General features: G+C 62.5%; 16 protein-coding genes. 8 read left to right on the top strand and 8 right to left on the bottom strand.

The annotated features are described in order from the left end of the window. Positions 1-4: 4 nt before the first annotated feature. Both fahA and hmgA read right to left on the bottom strand, forming a co-directional pair. Positions 5-1,291 carry a fumarylacetoacetase gene (gene fahA, locus CIB54_RS01740; protein WP_101218321.1) on the bottom strand — a complete coding sequence of 429 codons (1,287 nt, stop codon included), beginning with the start codon at positions 1,289-1,291 and terminating at the stop codon, positions 5-7. Positions 1,292-1,294: 3 nt separating this feature from the next. Further along, the gene (gene hmgA / locus CIB54_RS01735; protein WP_065951719.1) at positions 1,295-2,578 is read right to left on the bottom strand and encodes a homogentisate 1,2-dioxygenase; all 1,284 of its coding nucleotides are present in this window, start codon (positions 2,576-2,578) and stop codon (positions 1,295-1,297) included. Positions 2,579-2,696: 118 nt separating this feature from the next. Between hmgA and CIB54_RS01730 the strand changes: the two genes are divergently transcribed. Continuing rightward, positions 2,697-3,476, top strand: coding sequence for an IclR family transcriptional regulator (locus CIB54_RS01730; protein WP_065951718.1), 780 nt, complete (start codon positions 2,697-2,699; stop codon positions 3,474-3,476). Position 3,477: 1 nt separating this feature from the next. On the opposite strand, the gene dacB is transcribed toward CIB54_RS01730, so the two are convergent. From dacB to CIB54_RS01700, 6 genes are all read right to left on the bottom strand, one after another. Beyond that, on the bottom strand, positions 3,478-4,935 hold the full coding sequence (dacB, locus tag CIB54_RS01725) for a D-alanyl-D-alanine carboxypeptidase/D-alanyl-D-alanine endopeptidase (RefSeq protein ID WP_101218319.1): 1,458 nt from the start codon (positions 4,933-4,935) through the stop codon (positions 3,478-3,480). A 229-nt stretch (positions 4,936-5,164) separates the two neighbouring features. Further along, on the bottom strand, positions 5,165-7,579 hold the full coding sequence (locus CIB54_RS01720) for a TonB-dependent siderophore receptor (protein ID WP_101218317.1): 2,415 nt from the start codon (positions 7,577-7,579) through the stop codon (positions 5,165-5,167). A 119-nt stretch (positions 7,580-7,698) separates the two neighbouring features. Beyond that, positions 7,699-7,971, bottom strand: a complete 273-nt coding sequence (locus tag CIB54_RS01715; RefSeq protein ID WP_065951715.1) for a GIY-YIG nuclease family protein — start codon at positions 7,969-7,971, stop codon at positions 7,699-7,701. A gap of 36 nt (positions 7,972-8,007) precedes the next feature. Beyond that, the gene (locus CIB54_RS01710) at positions 8,008-8,478 is read right to left on the bottom strand and encodes a nuclear transport factor 2 family protein (protein WP_101218316.1); all 471 of its coding nucleotides are present in this window, start codon (positions 8,476-8,478) and stop codon (positions 8,008-8,010) included. Between the two features lie 91 nt (positions 8,479-8,569). After that, positions 8,570-9,205, bottom strand: a complete 636-nt coding sequence (locus tag CIB54_RS01705) for a response regulator (protein ID WP_065951713.1) — start codon at positions 9,203-9,205, stop codon at positions 8,570-8,572. Positions 9,206-9,403: 198 nt separating this feature from the next. Next, positions 9,404-10,222: a response regulator gene (locus CIB54_RS01700; RefSeq protein WP_065951988.1), complete on the bottom strand. Its 819-nt coding sequence runs from the start codon at positions 10,220-10,222 to the stop codon at positions 9,404-9,406. A 406-nt stretch (positions 10,223-10,628) separates the two neighbouring features. Between CIB54_RS01700 and CIB54_RS01695 the strand changes: the two genes are divergently transcribed. From CIB54_RS01695 to CIB54_RS01665, 7 genes are all read left to right on the top strand, one after another. Beyond that, positions 10,629-11,252, top strand: coding sequence for a DUF1120 domain-containing protein (locus CIB54_RS01695; RefSeq protein WP_101218314.1), 624 nt, complete (start codon positions 10,629-10,631; stop codon positions 11,250-11,252). A 25-nt stretch (positions 11,253-11,277) separates the two neighbouring features. After that, positions 11,278-11,898 carry a DUF1120 domain-containing protein gene (locus tag CIB54_RS01690; RefSeq protein WP_065951710.1) on the top strand — a complete coding sequence of 207 codons (621 nt, stop codon included), beginning with the start codon at positions 11,278-11,280 and terminating at the stop codon, positions 11,896-11,898. A 12-nt stretch (positions 11,899-11,910) separates the two neighbouring features. Next, a complete protein-coding gene (locus CIB54_RS01685) occupies positions 11,911-12,528 on the top strand; it encodes a DUF1120 domain-containing protein (protein WP_101218312.1) in 618 nt (205 codons plus the stop codon). 3 nt (positions 12,529-12,531) lie between these two features. Beyond that, the gene (locus CIB54_RS01680) at positions 12,532-13,215 is read left to right on the top strand and encodes a DUF1120 domain-containing protein (protein WP_101218310.1); all 684 of its coding nucleotides are present in this window, start codon (positions 12,532-12,534) and stop codon (positions 13,213-13,215) included. A 34-nt stretch (positions 13,216-13,249) separates the two neighbouring features. After that, positions 13,250-13,954, top strand: coding sequence for a fimbria/pilus chaperone family protein (locus CIB54_RS01675; RefSeq protein WP_101218308.1), 705 nt, complete (start codon positions 13,250-13,252; stop codon positions 13,952-13,954). A 116-nt stretch (positions 13,955-14,070) separates the two neighbouring features. Continuing rightward, positions 14,071-16,506, top strand: a complete 2,436-nt coding sequence (locus tag CIB54_RS01670) for a fimbria/pilus outer membrane usher protein (protein ID WP_175413290.1) — start codon at positions 14,071-14,073, stop codon at positions 16,504-16,506. Positions 16,507-16,517: 11 nt separating this feature from the next. Further along, positions 16,518-17,657 carry a DUF1120 domain-containing protein gene (locus CIB54_RS01665; RefSeq protein ID WP_065951705.1) on the top strand — a complete coding sequence of 380 codons (1,140 nt, stop codon included), beginning with the start codon at positions 16,518-16,520 and terminating at the stop codon, positions 17,655-17,657. Positions 17,658-17,665: the final 8 nt, after the last annotated feature.

Below are 17,665 nucleotides of genomic sequence, written 5' to 3'. Positions count from 1 at the left end.
CCTCTCAGCGTGCGGCGACTACGGTACCGCGGCATTCACCGAAACCGATGGAGGCGTAGCCTTCACGATTGCAGCGGGCACGCAGGATGATTTCATCGCCGTCTTCAAGAAATTTGCGCACCTCACCAGAAGCCAACTCAATCGGCTTTTTGCCGCCTTCGGTGATTTCCAGCAGGCTGCCGAACTGCCCCGGCTGCGGGCCGGACAAGGTGCCCGAACCAAACAGGTCACCGGCTTGCAACTGGCAGCCGTTGACGCTGTGGTGCGCCACCATTTGCGCCACGGTCCAGTACATATGTTGGGTGTTGCTCAAGGTCAGGCGATGGGCCGGCAGGTTCTGTTCACGCATCGACGCCGTGGTCAGCAGCACTTCCAGTTCGATATCGAAAGCGCCCGCCTTCTGATCGCGAGGGTCCAGCAGGTACGGCAATGGCTGCGGATCGCCTTCGGGGCGCGGCGGTTGCGCCTTGCGAAATGGCTCCAGCGCCTCGGCCGTCACCACCCATGGCGAGATGCTGGTGATGAAGCTTTTGGACAGGAACGGGCCGAGCGGCTGGTACTCCCAGGCCTGGATATCCCGCGCCGACCAGTCGTTGAGCAGGCAGAAGCCGGCGATATGTTCGGCCGCGTCGCCTATGGCAATCGCATCGCCCATGGCATTGCCCTGGCCGATCCAGATACCCAGTTCCAACTCATAGTCCAGGCGTGCGCAGGGGCCGAACGTCGGTTCGGCTTGGCCGGCGGGCAAGGTCTGGCCTTTGGGGCGACGGACCTCGGTGCCCGAGGGGCGAATGGTTGAGGCACGGCCGTGGTAACCAATCGGCACGTACTTGTAGTTGGGCAACAGCGGGTTGTCGGGACGGAACAGTTTGCCGACGTTCTGCGCGTGTTCGATGCCAACATAGAAGTCGGTGTAGTCATTGATCCTGGCCGGCAGGTGCATCCGGCAATCGGCGGCACGGTGCAACACCTGCGCCTCACGGGTTTGCAGCGGGCTGCCTTCGGCCAGCAATTGCAGCAGGCGCTCGCGTAACGCCACGCGGGGGCCGCGGCCAAGTTCGAAAAAGGCATTCAATTGGCCACCGGCGGTCGCTTCCACTGCTCGCCGGGCTTCACCGTCAAACTGGTCCAGCGCCGCGTGCAGGTCGAAAACCGCGTCGCCAATCGCCACGCCACTGCGCGGCGCCGAGCCATTGAGGCTGAACACCCCCAGCGGCAGATTTTGCAGGGGGAAGTCCGCGTGACCGTTGGCCGAGGCCACCCAGCTGCGGGTCTGCGTTGGTTGAGTCATGGGCTATCTCCGATTCGGGTTGAAGGTGGCGGGCAGTGCGGCCCAGCACGCGTCGTAAGAGGGCTGCAGTTGCGGGCATTGCAAGGCGAACTGTGTGGGCCGCAGCACTTGGCTGGTCTCGAACATGAAGGCCATGGTGTTGTCGATCTTGTGCGGTGCCAGCTCGGCATTGATCGCCCTGGTGCAGGTCTCGCCATCCGGTCCATGGGCGCTCATGCAGCTGTGCAGCGACGCGCCGCCGGGCAGGAAACCCTCGGCCTTGGCATCGTAGGCGCCCTGGATCAGGCCCATGTATTCGTTCATCAGGTTGCGGTGGAACCACGGCGGCCGGAAGGTGTTCTCGGCCACCATCCAGCGCGGCGGGAAGATCACGAAGTCGAGGTTGGCCAGGCCATGCACGCTGGTGGGCGAGGTCAGGACGGTGAAGATCGACGGATCCGGGTGATCGAAGCTCACCGTGCCGAGGGTGTTGAAGCGGCGCAGGTCGTATTTGTACGGCACGTTGTTGCCGTGCCAGGCGACCACATTGAGCGGCGAATGGTCGAGTTCGCACGCCCACAGCTCGCCGAGGAACTTCTGCACCAGGGTGGTCGGTTGCTTGAGGTCTTCGTAGTGGGCGACCGGCGTCAGGAAGTCGCGCGGGTTGGCCAGGCCGTTGCTGCCAATCGGGCCAAGCTCCGGCAGGCGCAGCGGCGCGCCATGGTTCTCGGCGACGTAACCGCGTGCCTGGGCGTCGAGCAGTTCGACGCGAAATTTGAGCCCGCGTGGCAATACCACAATGTCCAGCGGCTCGACTTCCAGCACGCCAAGCTCAGTGGTGATACGCAAACGGCCCTGTTCGGGCACGATCAACCATTCGCCGTCGGCATTGAAAAACACCCGCTCCATCGACCGATTGGCGCGGTAGTGGTAGATGCTGATCCCTGAGGGTTTTTCCGACCCGGAATTGGCCACCATTGCTGCGAGCCCGTCGATAAAGTCGGTCGGCTCACCTGGAACGTCCAACGGGTTCCAACGCAACCGATTGGGCGTCACCGCGCCCAGTGGCCCACCGGCCAATTGCCGCTCCAGCTTGATAAACGCCGGGTGATTGGCCGACGGCTGGATGCGGTACAGCCAGGTACGCCGCGCTTCGCTGCGCGCCATGGTGAACGCGGTGCCGGAGAACAGTTCGGTGTACAGCCCGTAGGGCGCTTTCTGCGGCGAATTCTGGCCAACGGGCAGTGCGCCAGGCAAGGCTTCGCTGGCAAATTCATTGCCAAAGCCCGACAGGTATTCGAGGTTCATGGAGCGTCCTCTGGGTCAGTTGTTTTTATCGTAATCCAGTTACGCATAACGTAATTTGATCGCCAGGGAGCGTCAAGCTATAAAGACGCCCACTCATCTCTCGGATTCTCGCTCTCCCATGGAAAAGCCCCGCGACACCGGTAAACAGAAAGTCCGCTCGGCTGAGGTGGGCACCGATATCCTCAAGGCCCTGGCGCAACTGTCGCCCTCCACGTCATTGTCGCGCCTGGCCGACCATGTGCAGATGCCGGCGAGCAAGGTACACCGCTACTTGCAGGCGCTGATCGCGTCGGGCTTTGCCGAACAGAACACGGCCACCAACCACTATGGCCTGGGCCGCGAAGCGTTGCGCGTGGGCCTGGCAGCGCTGGGCAGCATGGATGTGTTGAAGGTCGGCGCACTGCCGCTGGCGGAGCTGCGCGATGAGTTGAATGAAACCTGCTTTCTGGCGGTGTGGGGCAACCAGGGGGCGACCGTGGTGCAGATCGAGCCGGCGGTGCGCGCCGTCACGGTGGTGACGCAGTTGGGGTCGGTATTGCCGCTATTGAGTTCGTCCACCGGGCTGGTATTCAGCGCCTACCTGCCGTCGCGGGAGACCGTGGAATTGCGCGAGCGCGAAATCCAGGCCGGTATCGCCCACGCCCTGGCAGACGATGCGGCCTACGCCACCCTCTGCGAACAGATCCGCAGCCGTGGCCTGCACTTTGTGCATGGCTTGCTGATGCCCGGCGTGGATGCGTTATCAGCGCCCGTGTTCAACGCAACCGGGCACGTGGCGGCGGTCATGACCGTGGTCGGCCCCACCTCGCTGTTTCACGCCGACGAGGACGGCCCGGCGGCGCAGCATTTGCTGGCGGCGACCCGGGCCGTGAGTTGGCGCATGGGCTATCAGCCCTGAATCATGGGGCCCCGCGCGACAGCGCCACTGCCACGCGATCTTCCAGCGTCTTGACCTGTGCGCCGGCCACCACGTAGTGGTTGCTCAGCATCGAGAACACCAACTTGCGCCCTTGGGCGTCGGTCACGTAGCCGCTCAATGACGAAACACCGGTCATGGAGCCGGTCTTGGCGTGCAGATTGTTTTCGGCCGGGGTGCCGCGCAGGCGATAGCCGAGGCTGCCACCGGTCATGCGGTCGGTGTTGCCGGCAATCGGCAGGGCGTTGTACCAGGCGTTGAACCACGGCTGTTTGCTGGCGACCAGCAGCAGCTCGGTGAGGGTTTGCGACGACACCAGGTTGCGCCGCGACAGGCCGGAGCCGTCGACCTGGCTGAACGTGGTGGTGTCCAGCCCCTGGCGTTTGAGAAACCCGGCCACGGCCACCGCGCCCGCCGCGGCTGTGCCGCTGTTGGCCGTCTGGCGCCCCATGGCCTTGAGCAAGGCTTCGGACATGTTGTTGTTCGAGAGTTTGAGCAGTGGCGTGATCAACGCCTGCAACGGCGCCGATTGGTGCTCGGCCAGCACCGTCACCGCCGCCGGGCTGGCCCCGCCCATCACGCGACGCCCCTGCACCGTAATGCCCTGTTGCGCCAAGGCGTGTTCAAACAGATTGGCTACCAGTTGCGTCGGCTCCCACACGCTGATCAGTTGCTGGCTCTGCCGTCCCGGTGCCACCGCGCCGCTGAGCTGCAACAGGTTGGTGCCATGCCGGCGATTGATCCCATAGCTGTTGCCCGGCCCACTGACGGCGCGGTTGCTCAGTTGCAGGTAGTCGGTGGGCGGAAAGATGTCGACGCTGACAGGCTGACCAACTTGCACCGGCGCCTTGGCGGTGACCAACACGCTGCCGGCATCAAAATCGCTATTGGGCGACACCGTCAGCGCTGAAATCTGCGCGCCGTAGTAGGTGGTTTCATCATCATGGGACCAATCGACCCCCAGCCGCTCGGCATCGAACCAGGTGTCGTCGAATACCAGGTCGCCCTGCACCTGGCGCACGCCCTGACTGGCCAATTGCGCCGCCAGTGCCTGATAGTCGGCGTATTGAAGGGTCGGATCCCCCAGGCCGCGCAGGTAGAGATTGCCGGTAAGACGATCGCCCTGGCGGATGCCATCGCTCAACAGTTGCGTGGCGAAGCGGTATTGCGGGCCCAGCACATCCATCGCTGCGGCGGTGGTCAGCAGTTTGAGGTTGGAGGCGGGCACCAACCGTGTACGGGGGTTGTGCTGGTAAAGCGTGGCGCCAGTGCGGGCGTCGCGCACCATCAGCGAGACGGTGGCGCCCTGCAGCGCCGGGTCGGCCAGCAGCTTGTCGAGCGTTGCGGGCGTGGAGGTCTGTGAAACGCCGGCGCAGCCGCCCAGTAAAAGGCTCAAGCCGACCAGCAGGGTGCGGGTGTGTAACCATTTTCCAAAATACATCAGTCGCGTTTTCCGTAAGCATCCAATGCCCGCAACGCTAACAGCTCAGGTGTCATTGTGGGAGGGGGCTGGCCCCCGATAGCGGTGTGTGAACCAACATCAGTGTTTGCTGACACACCGTCATCGGGGGCAAGCCCCCTCCCACATTTGATCTTCGCTGCTTCAAGCATTTCGTTCGCTTAACTGACTGGCATCAGGGCAAGCCCCCTCCCACACAAAGCGAACCGCGTCAGAACGTCAGGGTGCTGGACACCGATACCTGCCGTGCATCGCCCATGGACACGAACTGCGTGTTCACCGAAGAGGTGTAGTAGGTGCGGTCAAACAGGTTCTTCACATTGAGCTGGAACTTGACCTTCTGTCCGTCAAGCCGTGTGTCATAACTGGCGAACACATCGGCCACGGTATAACTCGGCAGTTCGAAACTGTTGGCCGCATCCCCTGCCCGCTCACCGACATAACGCGCGCCGGCGCCAACGCGCAGTTGATCACCGCCCAGGATACTGCCGAAGTCATACACCGCCGACAGCGAGCCGGTGCTTTTCGCCACGTTCTGCAGGCGATTGCCTTTGAGGCTCGGGTCTTCGGTGACCTCGGCATCGGTGTAGGCGTAACTGCCGATCAGGCTCCACTTGTCGGTCAACTGACCGCTGGCATCCACTTCCAGCCCACGGGATCGCACCTTGCCCGCCACACTGTAGACCGAGGTCAAACCGTCGCCAACCTGCACCAGCACATTGCGTTTATCAATGTTGAACAGCGCCGCGCTCGCGGTGATGCGCCCCGGCAGGTCGAACTTGGCGCCCACCTCCCACGCCTTGGATTCTTCAGGCTCCAGGCTGCCATCCAGTACGGTCTTGTTGGCCAACGGCGCGATGGTGGAGTTGGGTTTGAACGACTCGGTATAACTGCCATAGAACGACAGCTCATCGGTGTAGCGATACACCAGCCCGGCACGCGGCACCCATTTCTGGCCGTTGCCATCGGTGTTGGCGGTGAACGGCACGCCTTTGCCGGCGTATTGGTCGTACATCTGGTAGCGCGCGCCGCCGACCAGGATCCACTGGTCATTGAGGTGGATCGCGTCCTGGAAGAACAGCGAGTCGCTGCGCAGCAGGTCGGTCTGGTTGCTGTCCGGGGCGCTGACTTTGGAACCCGCCACTTCGTTGCCGTACACCGGGTTGTTGTAGTCGAACGCGCCACGCGGCGTCTGGCGGATCAGGTCGGCGCGGTAGATTTTGCGGTATTCGTCGTCCAGGCCGAACACCAGGTCGTGCTGCATACCCGCCACATCCACCTTGCCTTCAAGGCTGGCGGTGGCGAAGCGGTCGGTGGTCAGCGCGCCCTGGGTGCCATCCATGCTGCGGGTCAGGGTGCCGTTGGTGTTGACCTTGACCACGCGTACCTGGCTGGCATCGTAGGTTTCGCGGTTCCAGCTGTAGCCGACGTGAGCTTTCCAGTCGTCGTTCAGATCGTGATCGACGGTGAGGCGGTACAGATCGGAGCGGCCCTCCATGTTGTTGAACGGCTCATCCAGACGGCGGGTGGCGGGGATGTTCAGCGGGTGGTTGGTCTTGGGATCGATGGCGGTGCCACGGTCGAACGGCGAAAGAAATTCGCGGTGCTCATAGGCCAACACCACTTGGGTGGTGTCGCCGTACCATGCCAGCGAGGGCGCCACCAACGTCTCGCGGTGGGTGCCATAGTTGCGCCAGTAGTCTTCATCTTCATGGTCGACGATCAGGCGATAGGCCAGGCCGCTGTCACCCAGCGGGCCGGTGGTGTCCAGGTTACCGCCGCTGCCGTTCTTGCCGCTGCCGAACGTCGAGCCGCGCGCGGTCAGGGAGGTGGACTGCACCAGTTCGGGCTTTTTACTGACGATATTGACCACGCCGCCAGGGTCCTGGATGCCATACAGCAACGACGACGGGCCCTTGAGCACTTCGACACGCTCGGCCGTCGCGTTCAACGCACGGCCCTGCACCACCGGCATGCCGTCCTTCATGATCGAGCCGTTACGGTTGTCGCCAAAACCGCGCAACATCACTGCGTCCTGGGTACTGCCGAGGGTGTTGGACTGGGTGATACCGCTGATATTGCCCAGCGCGTCATCCAGATTGCGCGGTTGTTGATCGCGCAGTACTTGAGCCGGGACCACGTTGACGGTCTGCGGGGTTTCCAGCAGCAGGCCACGGGAGCGCATCACTGAGCTGGTCGGCGGCGGCTGGTAGCTGGTGCTGTCCTGGGCGAGGTTGGCGCCGCTGATGGTGGTGGCGCCGAGATTGACCGCGCCGTCGGTTGGCACAGGCTCCAGGGCCAGGGTGCGGGCGTCGATCTGGCGGAAGGTGAAGCCGGAGTGGCTCAACAGGCGTTGCAGGGCTTGGGTCGCACTCATCGGCCCGCTCAGTGCCGGGGCATTGAGCCCATAGGGTGCGTCATCGGTATAGATCACGCTGATGCCGGTCACCCGGCTGAAATCGCTCAGGGCCTGGGGCAGCGGTTTGGCTGCCAGGTCAAAATTGAACTGGGCGCTTTGCTGCTCCTGCGCCTGCGCCACCGCCAGGGGCAGCAATGCCAACCCCGACACCATCAGTACCGAGGCTCCCAGCCACTGTTTGACCCAACCGCCCGCCGTAGACTTCATGCTGTGAGAACCTGTGTAGAAAGCGCTGTTAATGCGAATAGATCGCAGTTTCATGCACTACACGGATGAGCCGCGGGTTTACCTCACCGAAATCGAAAAATAATGTCGAGTATCCGCCGTTAAACCGATAAGCCACTCGCCGCCAGGCACTCCTTGGCGCTCTTCTTCAATTTCTTGATCAAGCGCTCCTGGCGCAACGCTTCAGCTTTGCTCGCGCATTGCTCGGTGTACACCAGCGCTATGGCCGGGCTGGACAGGAAAAACCGCGCACCCTTGCCGCTTTGGTGCGAAGCGAATCGGCGCACCGGGTCGTTGCTGACGCCGCAATACAGCGCGCCATTGGCGGCGCGCACCAGGTAGACGTACCAGGGCTTGGGTTCAGGCGTGCTCACGGACGGATTCGGCAAGGCAAAGGGGCGCGCAGTTTATCAACGACTGGCCTGGAATGCCTTCAAGCCTTTGTTCGCCTGGGCGCGCACGGCGTTTCGCACCAGCGGTGTCCACCCCAGCAGCAGGCCCTTGGTGCCCAACGCCTGGCGCGACCAGCGCCACAGGTCGAACTGATCGTGGTGCTCGCAGATCTTGCCATCGCGAAAGACGAAGCGCGCTTGAATATCGTTGACCACCGTATTGCCGGTCGCGCTGAACACATAGGTGGCCACCCAGTGTGCACTGCCGGTGCGTTCGTCACTGCTTACCTGGTTGAAGGTCAAGGAAAAATCCTTGGCCCGTGTGGTGAGCATCCGCCACATATCCCCCGCGTCACGGCCTCGCAGTTCACCAAAGGCCGGATCGCTGAACACCACGTCATCGCTGTAGCAGGCGACCATGGCTTCGGCATCCAGACGCTGGAAGGCGCTGTAGAACCGGCTGATCAAGGTGTTGTGGGCATCACTCATGGGCAGGCTTCCGCAGGGGTCAAAAGAGTAGGCGCACGATAAGCTGCCCACGCCGCCATGGCTACTGTCATTCGCCAGGCAAATGGGCGGGCTACGGCGCTATGCCTGTACTGCGGGCGTAGGCGAACAAGTCAACGTCGGTGGAAATACTCAAGCGCTGCATGGCCGTGCTCTTCTGCTTGCTGATCGTGGAGACGCTGCGGTTGACCTGGGCTGCGATCTGGCTGACGGTCATGCCGCTGGCCAACATGCGCACCACCTCGCGCTCCTTGCCCGACAGCTGAGGTTCCTGGGACTGGTCACCGGTGCCGGCCTCCACCAGCTGCATGCGCAGGCATTCGCTGACGAAGGTCTGTCCGGCCTGTATCGCCTTGATCGCCAGGGGCAACTCCTTGGCCGACGCGCTTTTGGCGACCACCGCTCTCGCACCATGGGCAAAGGCGGCGCGCAAGGTGGCGACATTGGCGAACATCGTCACCAGAATCACCGGCAAGTGCGGATACTGGCGGTGCAGCAGGCCCAACAGGCAATAACCATCGGCCTGCTGGCCGCCGGGCATGGCGAAGTCTGTGACCAGCACGTCGCACGGTGTATGACTCAGCACGCCTAACAGCTGATCGGGGCCGTCAGCTTCACCGACCACCTTGCACTTGCCATTCGCCTCGATCACGACTTTTTGCCCGACTCGGACAATGGGGTGATCGTCAGCAATAATTACTCGAAGCATAGGCACCCACGAATGATGGCAACTTGAATCCGCGCAAAATACCTCTGCCTGCGGTCATCAACAACTGCTAACAAAGAGCTGCTTGAGGCCGAACCCAATGTTCAGTAGCGGCTGCTTTTTGGACTACAACACAATAGGAAAGCACCTACAGTCAAAACAAGATCTGTGCATAGATGAAGTGCTCTGCATCAGCATTCTTCAAACGTCGGACAAGTAGTCGAGATAGGTGCACAGCTGTGCCTCGAACCCTTCCAACTGCGCCTTATGTGCAGCAACGCCATCGGACTGGACCTGCCTGATCACGCTCACGGCGCTGGTTTCCAGGCCCGTACCCCCCAAGAACACCAGGCTGCCGATCAACCGATGCAAATGCTCGGCGGTCAGTGATGCGTTCAACGTCGCACGCGCATGACGTAACACACGCAGGTCTTCCCAAGCCTCCACCAGCAGGCTTTCCAGCAATTGGTCGACAATAACGTCGCTGCCAAACGTGGCGACAAGCGAGGCACGGGTCGGCCAATTCATAACCGGCACTGCGGCTTCTTTTCCGGTGCGAGGGCCGTCATCGCCCGGCAACCAGCGCACCAGTACGGCGTGCAATTGTTCAAGCGTCAGTGGCTTGACCAGCCAGGCATCCATACCGGCCTTGCGGCAACGTTGCGGGCTGTCGTTTTGCAGATTGGCGGTCAAGGCGATGATCGGCACTCGCTTCAACCCGTTTTTGCGCTCGTGCCGGCGAATGGCGCTGGCCATGCTGTAACCGTCCATGAGGGGCATCCGGCAATCGCTGATGACCAGGTCGAAGGGCCTATGGGTAAAGGCGTCCAACCCCATGAGACCATCGGCGGCCAACTGATGGCCGAGTCTCAGCTTTTGCAGCAGCCAACCCAACAACAGGCGATAAGCTGAATGATCCTCCACGACCAGGACATTCAGGTGCTGCCAATGAGGCGGGGGGGCAAAAGGCGGTTTGACTGTGCGGTTCGCTCCTGCGGTTGAACCTCCTGGCGAACCCATCAGTACCTCTTCGTGGTGGTTAATTGGGCAGCCCTTTGCGGCATTGACGCAGTCGCCAGGGCGGCCTGTCATGCAGCAGCGCCAGACATACTCTTTCGAAGGTTATCGACACAAAACCTATAACCTTTCAAGTACATTCAAGCCGATACAACAACTACGAAAAGCACCGCGAAACAGCCCTCCGAATAGCGTGCCGGCCTCGTCTCGCCAATGTCGTATTAGTTGTATTTCCCCCTCGCAGCCCCCTCGCTAAATTGTGCCCACCCCAAAAAGAGGGAAGGTTTGCCACTCCCCGGCAACCGCAAAAAACATCGAGACCGCCGCCAAGCCAACCCCTCGCTCATTCAAGACCGGGCGTTGACCTGCACGCGTTTCAATCTGCCGGACTGCAATGGAATGATTTGAAATGAAAACCCCTGTATCCCTGTTGGGCAGTGCCCTTCTGCTCGCCATGACCTCCTCGGTGTTCGCCGCCAGCAGCGTCGACCTGAGCGTCACGGGTTTGATCACCCCCAGCGCCTGTGCAGCCAGCCTGCCGGGCGATGTCGATTTTGGAAAGATCGCGGCAAAAGATCTGAATCTCGACACCCCCACACAGCTTGAACGCAAGACGCTGCAACTGAGTGTGAATTGCGACGCGGCAACGCTGTTCGCCATCGACCTTATCGACAACCGAGCAGGCTCTTCCATCTATAGCTACGCCTTCGGCCTGGGTTTGATCAACGACAACCAGAAACTTGGCCAGTACAGTTTCACGTTCAACAACCCCATCGCCGAAACACCGTCCACCCTGCTGGCGATGTACAACAACGACGGTAAGTGGATAAACATTTATCCGGACGATGGTATTGGGCCAGGTGAGTTTGTCGCACTGGGCAGTCGTGGCGATAACGGTTGGGCGCCGCACCCGGTCAAAGACGCAACGATGGACATCACCCTGTACGGCTCCATTGCGCCTGCAAAAGACCTGACCTTGACCAGCGAAGTGGCCATCGACGGCTCCGCGACCTTTGAAGTGAAGTACCTGTAACCCCCAACCCCACAGGATGTGACTCATGGTTAGCCCCCTCACTGCCCTTACCGCGACATTGTTGCTGATTGGCGCCGGCCCGGTCTTGGCCGCCAGCAGCCAGGACCTGAGCGTCAAGGGGAGCATTACCCCCAGCGCCTGCGCACCCGTAGTCTCAGGTGGCGGCACCATCGATTTTGGCAAGGTATCGGTCAAGGACCTCAATACCGACACCTACACCGATCTGCCCAGAGAAACCATGCTGTTGAGCGTGCGTTGTGAAGGGCCGACCATTTTTACCCTGAACACCATCGACAACCGCGCGGGCACCGCCGCCAGCCACTTCACCTGGCATGGCCTGGGCGTGACACCCAACGATGAAAAAGTCGGCGATGCCGGGCTCGGCCTGTATCTGCCAGTGGCCGATGGCGTGCCGGTACGCACCATCACCTCCAGGGATGGCGGCGTGACCTGGATGCCCTCGGTGATGCTCAGCCATACCCTGTTGACGGCGGTCGCCGACAACGACGGCCTGGCGCCGATTGCGGTGCAGGCGCTGGACGCCGAAATACGCCTGATCACCCACATTGCCCCCGCCAGCAACCTTACGCTGACCGACGAAGTGCCCATCGACGGCCACGCCACTGTGCAAGTCAATTACCTCTAAGGAGCTCCCCCGATGAAAACCCGATTGACCACCCTGGCCGCCAGCGTGCTGCTGCTTAACTCGGCCACCACCTTCGCCGCGTCCAGCGTGGACCTGACCGTCAAGGGCCTGATCGTGCCCAGCGCCTGTACGCCGAGCCTGTCTGGCGGTGGCGTGATCGACCATGGCAAGATTTCCGCCAAGGATTTGCACCCGGACAGGGCAACGGCGATCGGCTTGCATACCCTGTCGATGAGCGTCAACTGTGACGCGCCGATCCAGTTCGCTCTGCACCCCATCGATAACCGCGCTGCCTCGGGTCTGACCACGGACTTCGGCCTGGGCTTTATCAACGAAACCCAGAAGCTGGGCCACTTCTCCCTTACCTGGCGCGGCATGGTTGCCGACGGCGTGACCGCTCAACCCATCGCATCGACGGACCAGGGTAAAACCTGGTACGCCGAGAAATTCTGGGAGCCGAGCATGTACATGGCGGCGGCATCGATGAGCGACGACACCCAGCCGCTGCCGATCAAAGACCTGAGCGTCGATCTGGAAGTGCTCACTATCATCAACCCCGCAGACGGCTTGGACCTCAGCAATGAGGTAACCATCGATGGCTCGGCCACCCTTGAAGTGAAGTACCTCTAACCCATGGCCGCCCATCCTTTGACCACCTGCAGGCATGGGCTGCGCCTTACGTTGCCCGTGCACTGTAGATGGATGCGCATCTTCATCACCGGGCTTTGCCTGGCCACGATGACCGGTGCCCACGGGGCTTCGGTCGTCGATCTGACGGTCACCGGCCGGGTAACCCCGGATGCCTGCAATATCGTGCTGAGCCATGACGGCACCGTCGATCACGGCAAGATTGCTTCCCACAGCCTCAATGCCGACGAATTCACCGTGCTGCCGATCCAGACGCTCGAACTGCGCGTGCAGTGCGCCAGGCCCATGCTGTTTGCGCTGGTGGGCATCGATAATCGCGCCGACTCTTCGTCGGCTCCCGATTATTTCTACGGGCTCGGCAGGAACATCCACGTCCCCGAAGAGCGCCTGGGCTCGGTGGCGCTGGCCTATCGCAATGCGGTGGGCGATGCGCAGCCCATGCAGGTATTGGCCTCCACCGACAACGGCGAAACCTGGTCGCAAGAGCCCAATGCCTACCCGCGTACCCATATGGCCTTTGCACCGACAGGTGACCGTCAACCCGACTTCATCAGCCAGTTGATCGTCCAGCTTCAAGTGAGCACCGCCATCAACTTCTCGCGTTACCTGACCCTGGACCAGGAAGTCCCGCTCGACGGAGCCATCGTTCTGGACCTGCGCTACCTCTGATCGATCCTCCTTTTCGGCCTAATGGAAACCCGTCATGACGACGACATTCTCAAACACCGCTGTGGGCCTCATTGCCTTGTTACTCGTGCTCGGCAATCAGGTAAAGGCCGACGGCATGGTCCCGGACACCTCCGTGGTGATCGTGCATGAAGAAGACGGCGAAGCGTCCGTGTCGGTGACCAACACCGACAGCCAGCTCGCCCTGCTGCATGTCACCTTGCAGGATATTCCGGAGGACACCGAACCGCTGCTGGTGGTGACGCCGCCGCTGTCACGGGTCGAAGCGTCCAAATCCCAACTGGTGCGTTTCATTTTGCAAAACCAGCAGCCACTGCTCACCCAACGGCTTAAACGCGCGGTGTTCGAAGGCATGCCCCAGGGCCGCGCAGCCACCGCCGCCGGGCATGCCCGCGTGGGCGTGACCGTGCGCCAGAACCTGCCGGTGATCGTGCACCCCAAGGGCCTGGCACCCAATCGCACGCCCTGGACCGACCTGACCTGGACACTGCGCGACGGCCAGTTGCAGGTGCGCAACGACACGCCGTATGTGGTGCGGCTGGCGCAGGAGCTGCAACTGCTGCCGGGCGACGGCAAAGCCATACTGCCGCGCACTTACGTACTGCCGGGCGAAGCCTTGAGCGTCCCGGCCAGCGGTAGCCAGGCCCGGACGGTAAGGCTGCAACCGGCCACCGTGTACGGCTTTGCGGTCAAGGCCTACGACGCACCGATCAGTTTCTGACGGAACACCCAGGCGGCATAACCCACCGCCGCCTGAGTAACGCAGTGACAGCTCATTGAGCGTCACCAGAACGCCTGGACCACAAGCCCCGGGCGTTCACCACTCGAGTACCTTGCGTGAAAACAGTATTGAGTTACCGTGACGGCGAAGCCGTGCCCGATCCCTCTGCCAGCGCGGCCCTGCCGCTGGTGCTGCTGCTGTGTGCGCTCCTGCCCGCCAAGGTGTGCGCCGAGGATTCGAGCCCGTCCGGCTTCGATGCACAGACCTTGCATCAACGTGGCATCGATCCGCAGTTGGCCAGACTGTTGCTGGCCGCACCGCGCTACGCGGCCGGGCAACATACCGTCAATCTGCGCGTCAACGGCCAGCGCCGTGGCCGGTTGGCGGTGAATTTCGATCAGCAGGGCAATCTGTGCTTCGACCGCACCTTGTTGGACGCCGCCCACCTGATGAGTGCCGATGACGCGGCCGGGTGCGAGGATTTCCTTGCCCACTATCCGCAAACCCTGGTGGAGCCGGACCCGGCAACGCTGACGGTGTCGCTGGTGGTACCCACCGAAGCCCTGCGTCCCATGCAACAGGATATCTCCGGCTACGAAACCGGTGGGTTTGCCGGACTGCTCAACTACGACCTCAGCGGCTTCTACAACCGCTTCGGCGATGACGCCAGTCGCTTTGGCTCGGCCAATACCGAGGTGGGGTTCAATGCCGGCGACTGGATTGTGCGCAGTCGCCAGGTGCAGACCTGGCAGGATGGCCTGTCACGCAGCACCCACGTGCAAGCCTATGCCCAGCGCACCTTTGCCAGCCACCAGGCGGTGCTCCAGGCCGGGCAAATCAACCTGTACAACCCGGTGCTGTCCGGCGCGCAGATCACCGGGGTGCAGGTGCTCACCGAGCACGCCCTTCAAGAACAGGGCCAGGGCGCGCTGATCCAGGGCATCGCCAACAGCCCGGCCCAGGTGGAGGTGCGCCAGAACGGCGCGTTGATTCATTCCACCGTCGTGCCTGCCGGGCCCTTTACCCTCACCGATGTACGTCGCTTGAACACGCGCTCGGACGTCGAAGTCACGGTCAAGGAGAGCGTCGGCGGCGAGCGGCGTTTTACCGTGCCAGCGGCGATGCTCGGGCTCGGGCTGCCAGCGCCGGGTTACTCCGTGGCGGCGGGCCGGGTGCGCAATGTGGGCGATGCCAAAGGCGACGATCCGTGGGTAATCAGTGGCGGCTGGACCGGCGCCCTGCATCCGCAGTTGACCCTGGGCACGGGCATGCTGGCGGCCAGTGAATACCGTTCGGTGGGCGCGAGCCTGGGCTGGTTGCCCTGGGTGGACAGCCAGATTCAGTTGTCCACTCAACTGTCCAACACCCAGGCACGGGAAAAGGTGTCCGGCCTGCAGACTGACCTTTCCTGGTCCCAGCGCCTGGGTGAGCAATGGTCGATCAGCGTGGCCAATTCGTGGCGCAGCATCGGCTACCGCGAACTCGAGGAAAGCACTTACGCGCGCGACGACAGCAACCGCGATTCGCGCTACCGCGACCAGCAAAGCCTCAACCTGGGCTGGTCCCATCCACAATTGGGTGCATTCAGCGCCGGGGTGTCGCGCTCGGCCAATTTTGCCGGCGACAGCAGCAGCCGTGCACTGGCCTCCTGGGGCACAAGCCTCGGCGCAGTGTCGTTGTCAGCCAGTGCCGAGTGGCAAATGGGCGGTCGCCAGCAGCAGGACAACACGGTTTACCTGACTATCGGCGTGCCGTTGGGCGAGAGTCGCCGGCTACGCAGCTGGGTGCGTAATTCCGGCGGCGAGAACCGCACCGGCCTGGGCGTCACGGAACAGATCGACGACCAACTCAGCTATCGCGTCAGCGCCGAACACGACAGCAGCGACCATCAAGTGGAAACCACCCTGGGCGTGTCGGCATTGCCGCGCTACAGCCAGCTCGACGTGAGCTACAGCCGCTCCGATGCCGAGCGTTCCAGCTACCAGGGCAGTGCACGCGGCGGCGTGGTGCTGCACGGCGGCGGCGTGACCTTCTCCCCCTACCCGGTGCGTGACACCTTCGCCCTGGTGTCGGTGGACGCCATGAGCGGCATCAAGCTCAGCACCCCCAGCGGCCCGGTGTGGACCGACTGGCAAGGCCAGGCCGTGGTGCCGCAAGTGGCTGCCTACGGTCGCAGCCCGGTGGAGGTGCAGACGCGTTCATTGCCACGCAACGCCGATATCAATAACGGCCTGGCAATGATCTCGGCCGGACGCGGTGCCGTGGAACGCGTCGAATTTGGCGTCGGCCTGACCCGCCGCCTGTTGCTCACCGTCAGCACAGAGCAGGGCACACCGCTGCCCGCAGGCGCCTCCGTCAGCAACGCTAACGGCGAGTTCATCACCCTGGTGCAGGAAAGCAGCCAAGTGTTCCTGCCCAATGTGCTCGCCCCATCGACACTGTGGATAACCACGCCCCAAGGGCGCCGTTGCCAATTGCGCTATTCACTGCCGGAAAAAGCCGACCCCTCGGTGTACTTCGAAACGGCCCCCGCACGCTGTCACGCACCTTGAGGATTCCCGCCATGCCCTTTGCAACCTGCTTGCGTCAACTGTGCCTGTGGCTGTTGATCGGCGTCGCCGGCACTGCCCAGGCCGTGGACGAATGCCAACTGAACGTCAGCGAACCGGTGCTGGACTTCGGCCTGATGAGCCGCCTGGCACAAAAAGACAGCGCACCGCTGCGCCTGCTCGGCGAACGCCGCCTGAGTGTGACCGTCAACTGCCCGCAGGCCGAGGACCTCAGCCTGTTCTACCGTGCGCAGGCCGCCAGCCCACAGCGCCTGCAGTTTACCGAGCACGGCAGCTATGCCATTGAGGTCGGTAACGCCCTGCTCGATGGCAGGGCGGTGGAGCTGGGTTTGCTGCCCGCCGTGGGTCAGGCACCCGCCGCCAATGGCAGCGTCGTGCAATGGCGACCCGGTCATGGCATCGCGCCGGTCGAACAGGGTGCTGTGCTCATGGGAAAAACCCTGGCGCTGCAATTGACCCTGCGCGCCTGGGCTGACCCTGCCGCCACTCAAGTGCGCGATGCCACCACCTGGGAAGTCTCCGGCCTGCTGTACGGCGCACGCCACGGCCGCTACCGGGAACTGACACTGCGGGCGCACTTCGCCCCCATCGCCTGCCTGCCAACGTTATCCGACCAGGGTGTGGTGGACTACGGCACTTTGTATGCCAAAGACCTCAACACCAGCACTGAAACCCCCTTGCCCACCCGCACCCTGCGCCTGAACGTGACGTGCGACGCGCCGATCCGCTTCGCCCTGCGCATGAAGGACAACCGCGAAGGTTCGGCCACCGGCGGCACCGATGAAACCGCCTATGGCCTGGACCTGGATGCGAGCCGTGGCAAGATCGGGCGCTTTTACCTCACCCTCGATCCGGCGGAGTTCAGCGCCGATACCTTCCCCACGTTGTACCGCACCGACTCCACCAGCAATGGCGTGGCGTGGAGCAGTTCCACCGCGCGGCAAATCCCCATGGCCGCCAACAGCATCATGGGTTTTACCGATAAAACCGGCGTCATCACCGGGCCAGTGGCCCTGCAAACCCTGACCGGCACGATGCGCATCAAGACTTACCTGGCGCCCATGCAAACCTTGGACCTGAGCGATGTCGTGCGTATCAACGGTTCCGGCACGCTCGAAATCGTCTATCCCTGAGCCTTCAC

Origin of the sequence: Pseudomonas fluorescens, assembly GCF_002837185.1 — a bacterium.
GTDB lineage: Bacteria > Pseudomonadota > Gammaproteobacteria > Pseudomonadales > Pseudomonadaceae > Aquipseudomonas > Aquipseudomonas fluorescens_AM.
The sequence above is the reverse complement of the archived record's forward strand: the minus strand, read 5'-3'. Positions and strand labels throughout refer to the sequence as shown.

Coding starts and splice junctions, on each gene's coding strand:
- fahA (WP_101218321.1), bottom strand. CDS start 1,291: ATGACTCAACCAACGCAGACCCGCAGCTGGGTGGCCTCGGCCAACGGT.
- hmgA (WP_065951719.1), bottom strand. CDS start 2,578: ATGAACCTCGAATACCTGTCGGGCTTTGGCAATGAATTTGCCAGCGAA.
- CIB54_RS01730 (WP_065951718.1), top strand. CDS start 2,697: ATGGAAAAGCCCCGCGACACCGGTAAACAGAAAGTCCGCTCGGCTGAG.
- dacB (WP_101218319.1), bottom strand. CDS start 4,935: ATGTATTTTGGAAAATGGTTACACACCCGCACCCTGCTGGTCGGCTTG.
- CIB54_RS01720 (WP_101218317.1), bottom strand. CDS start 7,579: ATGAAGTCTACGGCGGGCGGTTGGGTCAAACAGTGGCTGGGAGCCTCG.
- CIB54_RS01710 (WP_101218316.1), bottom strand. CDS start 8,478: ATGAGTGATGCCCACAACACCTTGATCAGCCGGTTCTACAGCGCCTTC.
- CIB54_RS01705 (WP_065951713.1), bottom strand. CDS start 9,205: ATGCTTCGAGTAATTATTGCTGACGATCACCCCATTGTCCGAGTCGGG.
- CIB54_RS01700 (WP_065951988.1), bottom strand. CDS start 10,222: ATGGGTTCGCCAGGAGGTTCAACCGCAGGAGCGAACCGCACAGTCAAA.
- CIB54_RS01695 (WP_101218314.1), top strand. CDS start 10,629: ATGAAAACCCCTGTATCCCTGTTGGGCAGTGCCCTTCTGCTCGCCATG.
- CIB54_RS01690 (WP_065951710.1), top strand. CDS start 11,278: ATGGTTAGCCCCCTCACTGCCCTTACCGCGACATTGTTGCTGATTGGC.
- CIB54_RS01685 (WP_101218312.1), top strand. CDS start 11,911: ATGAAAACCCGATTGACCACCCTGGCCGCCAGCGTGCTGCTGCTTAAC.
- CIB54_RS01680 (WP_101218310.1), top strand. CDS start 12,532: ATGGCCGCCCATCCTTTGACCACCTGCAGGCATGGGCTGCGCCTTACG.
- CIB54_RS01675 (WP_101218308.1), top strand. CDS start 13,250: ATGACGACGACATTCTCAAACACCGCTGTGGGCCTCATTGCCTTGTTA.
- CIB54_RS01665 (WP_065951705.1), top strand. CDS start 16,518: ATGCCCTTTGCAACCTGCTTGCGTCAACTGTGCCTGTGGCTGTTGATC.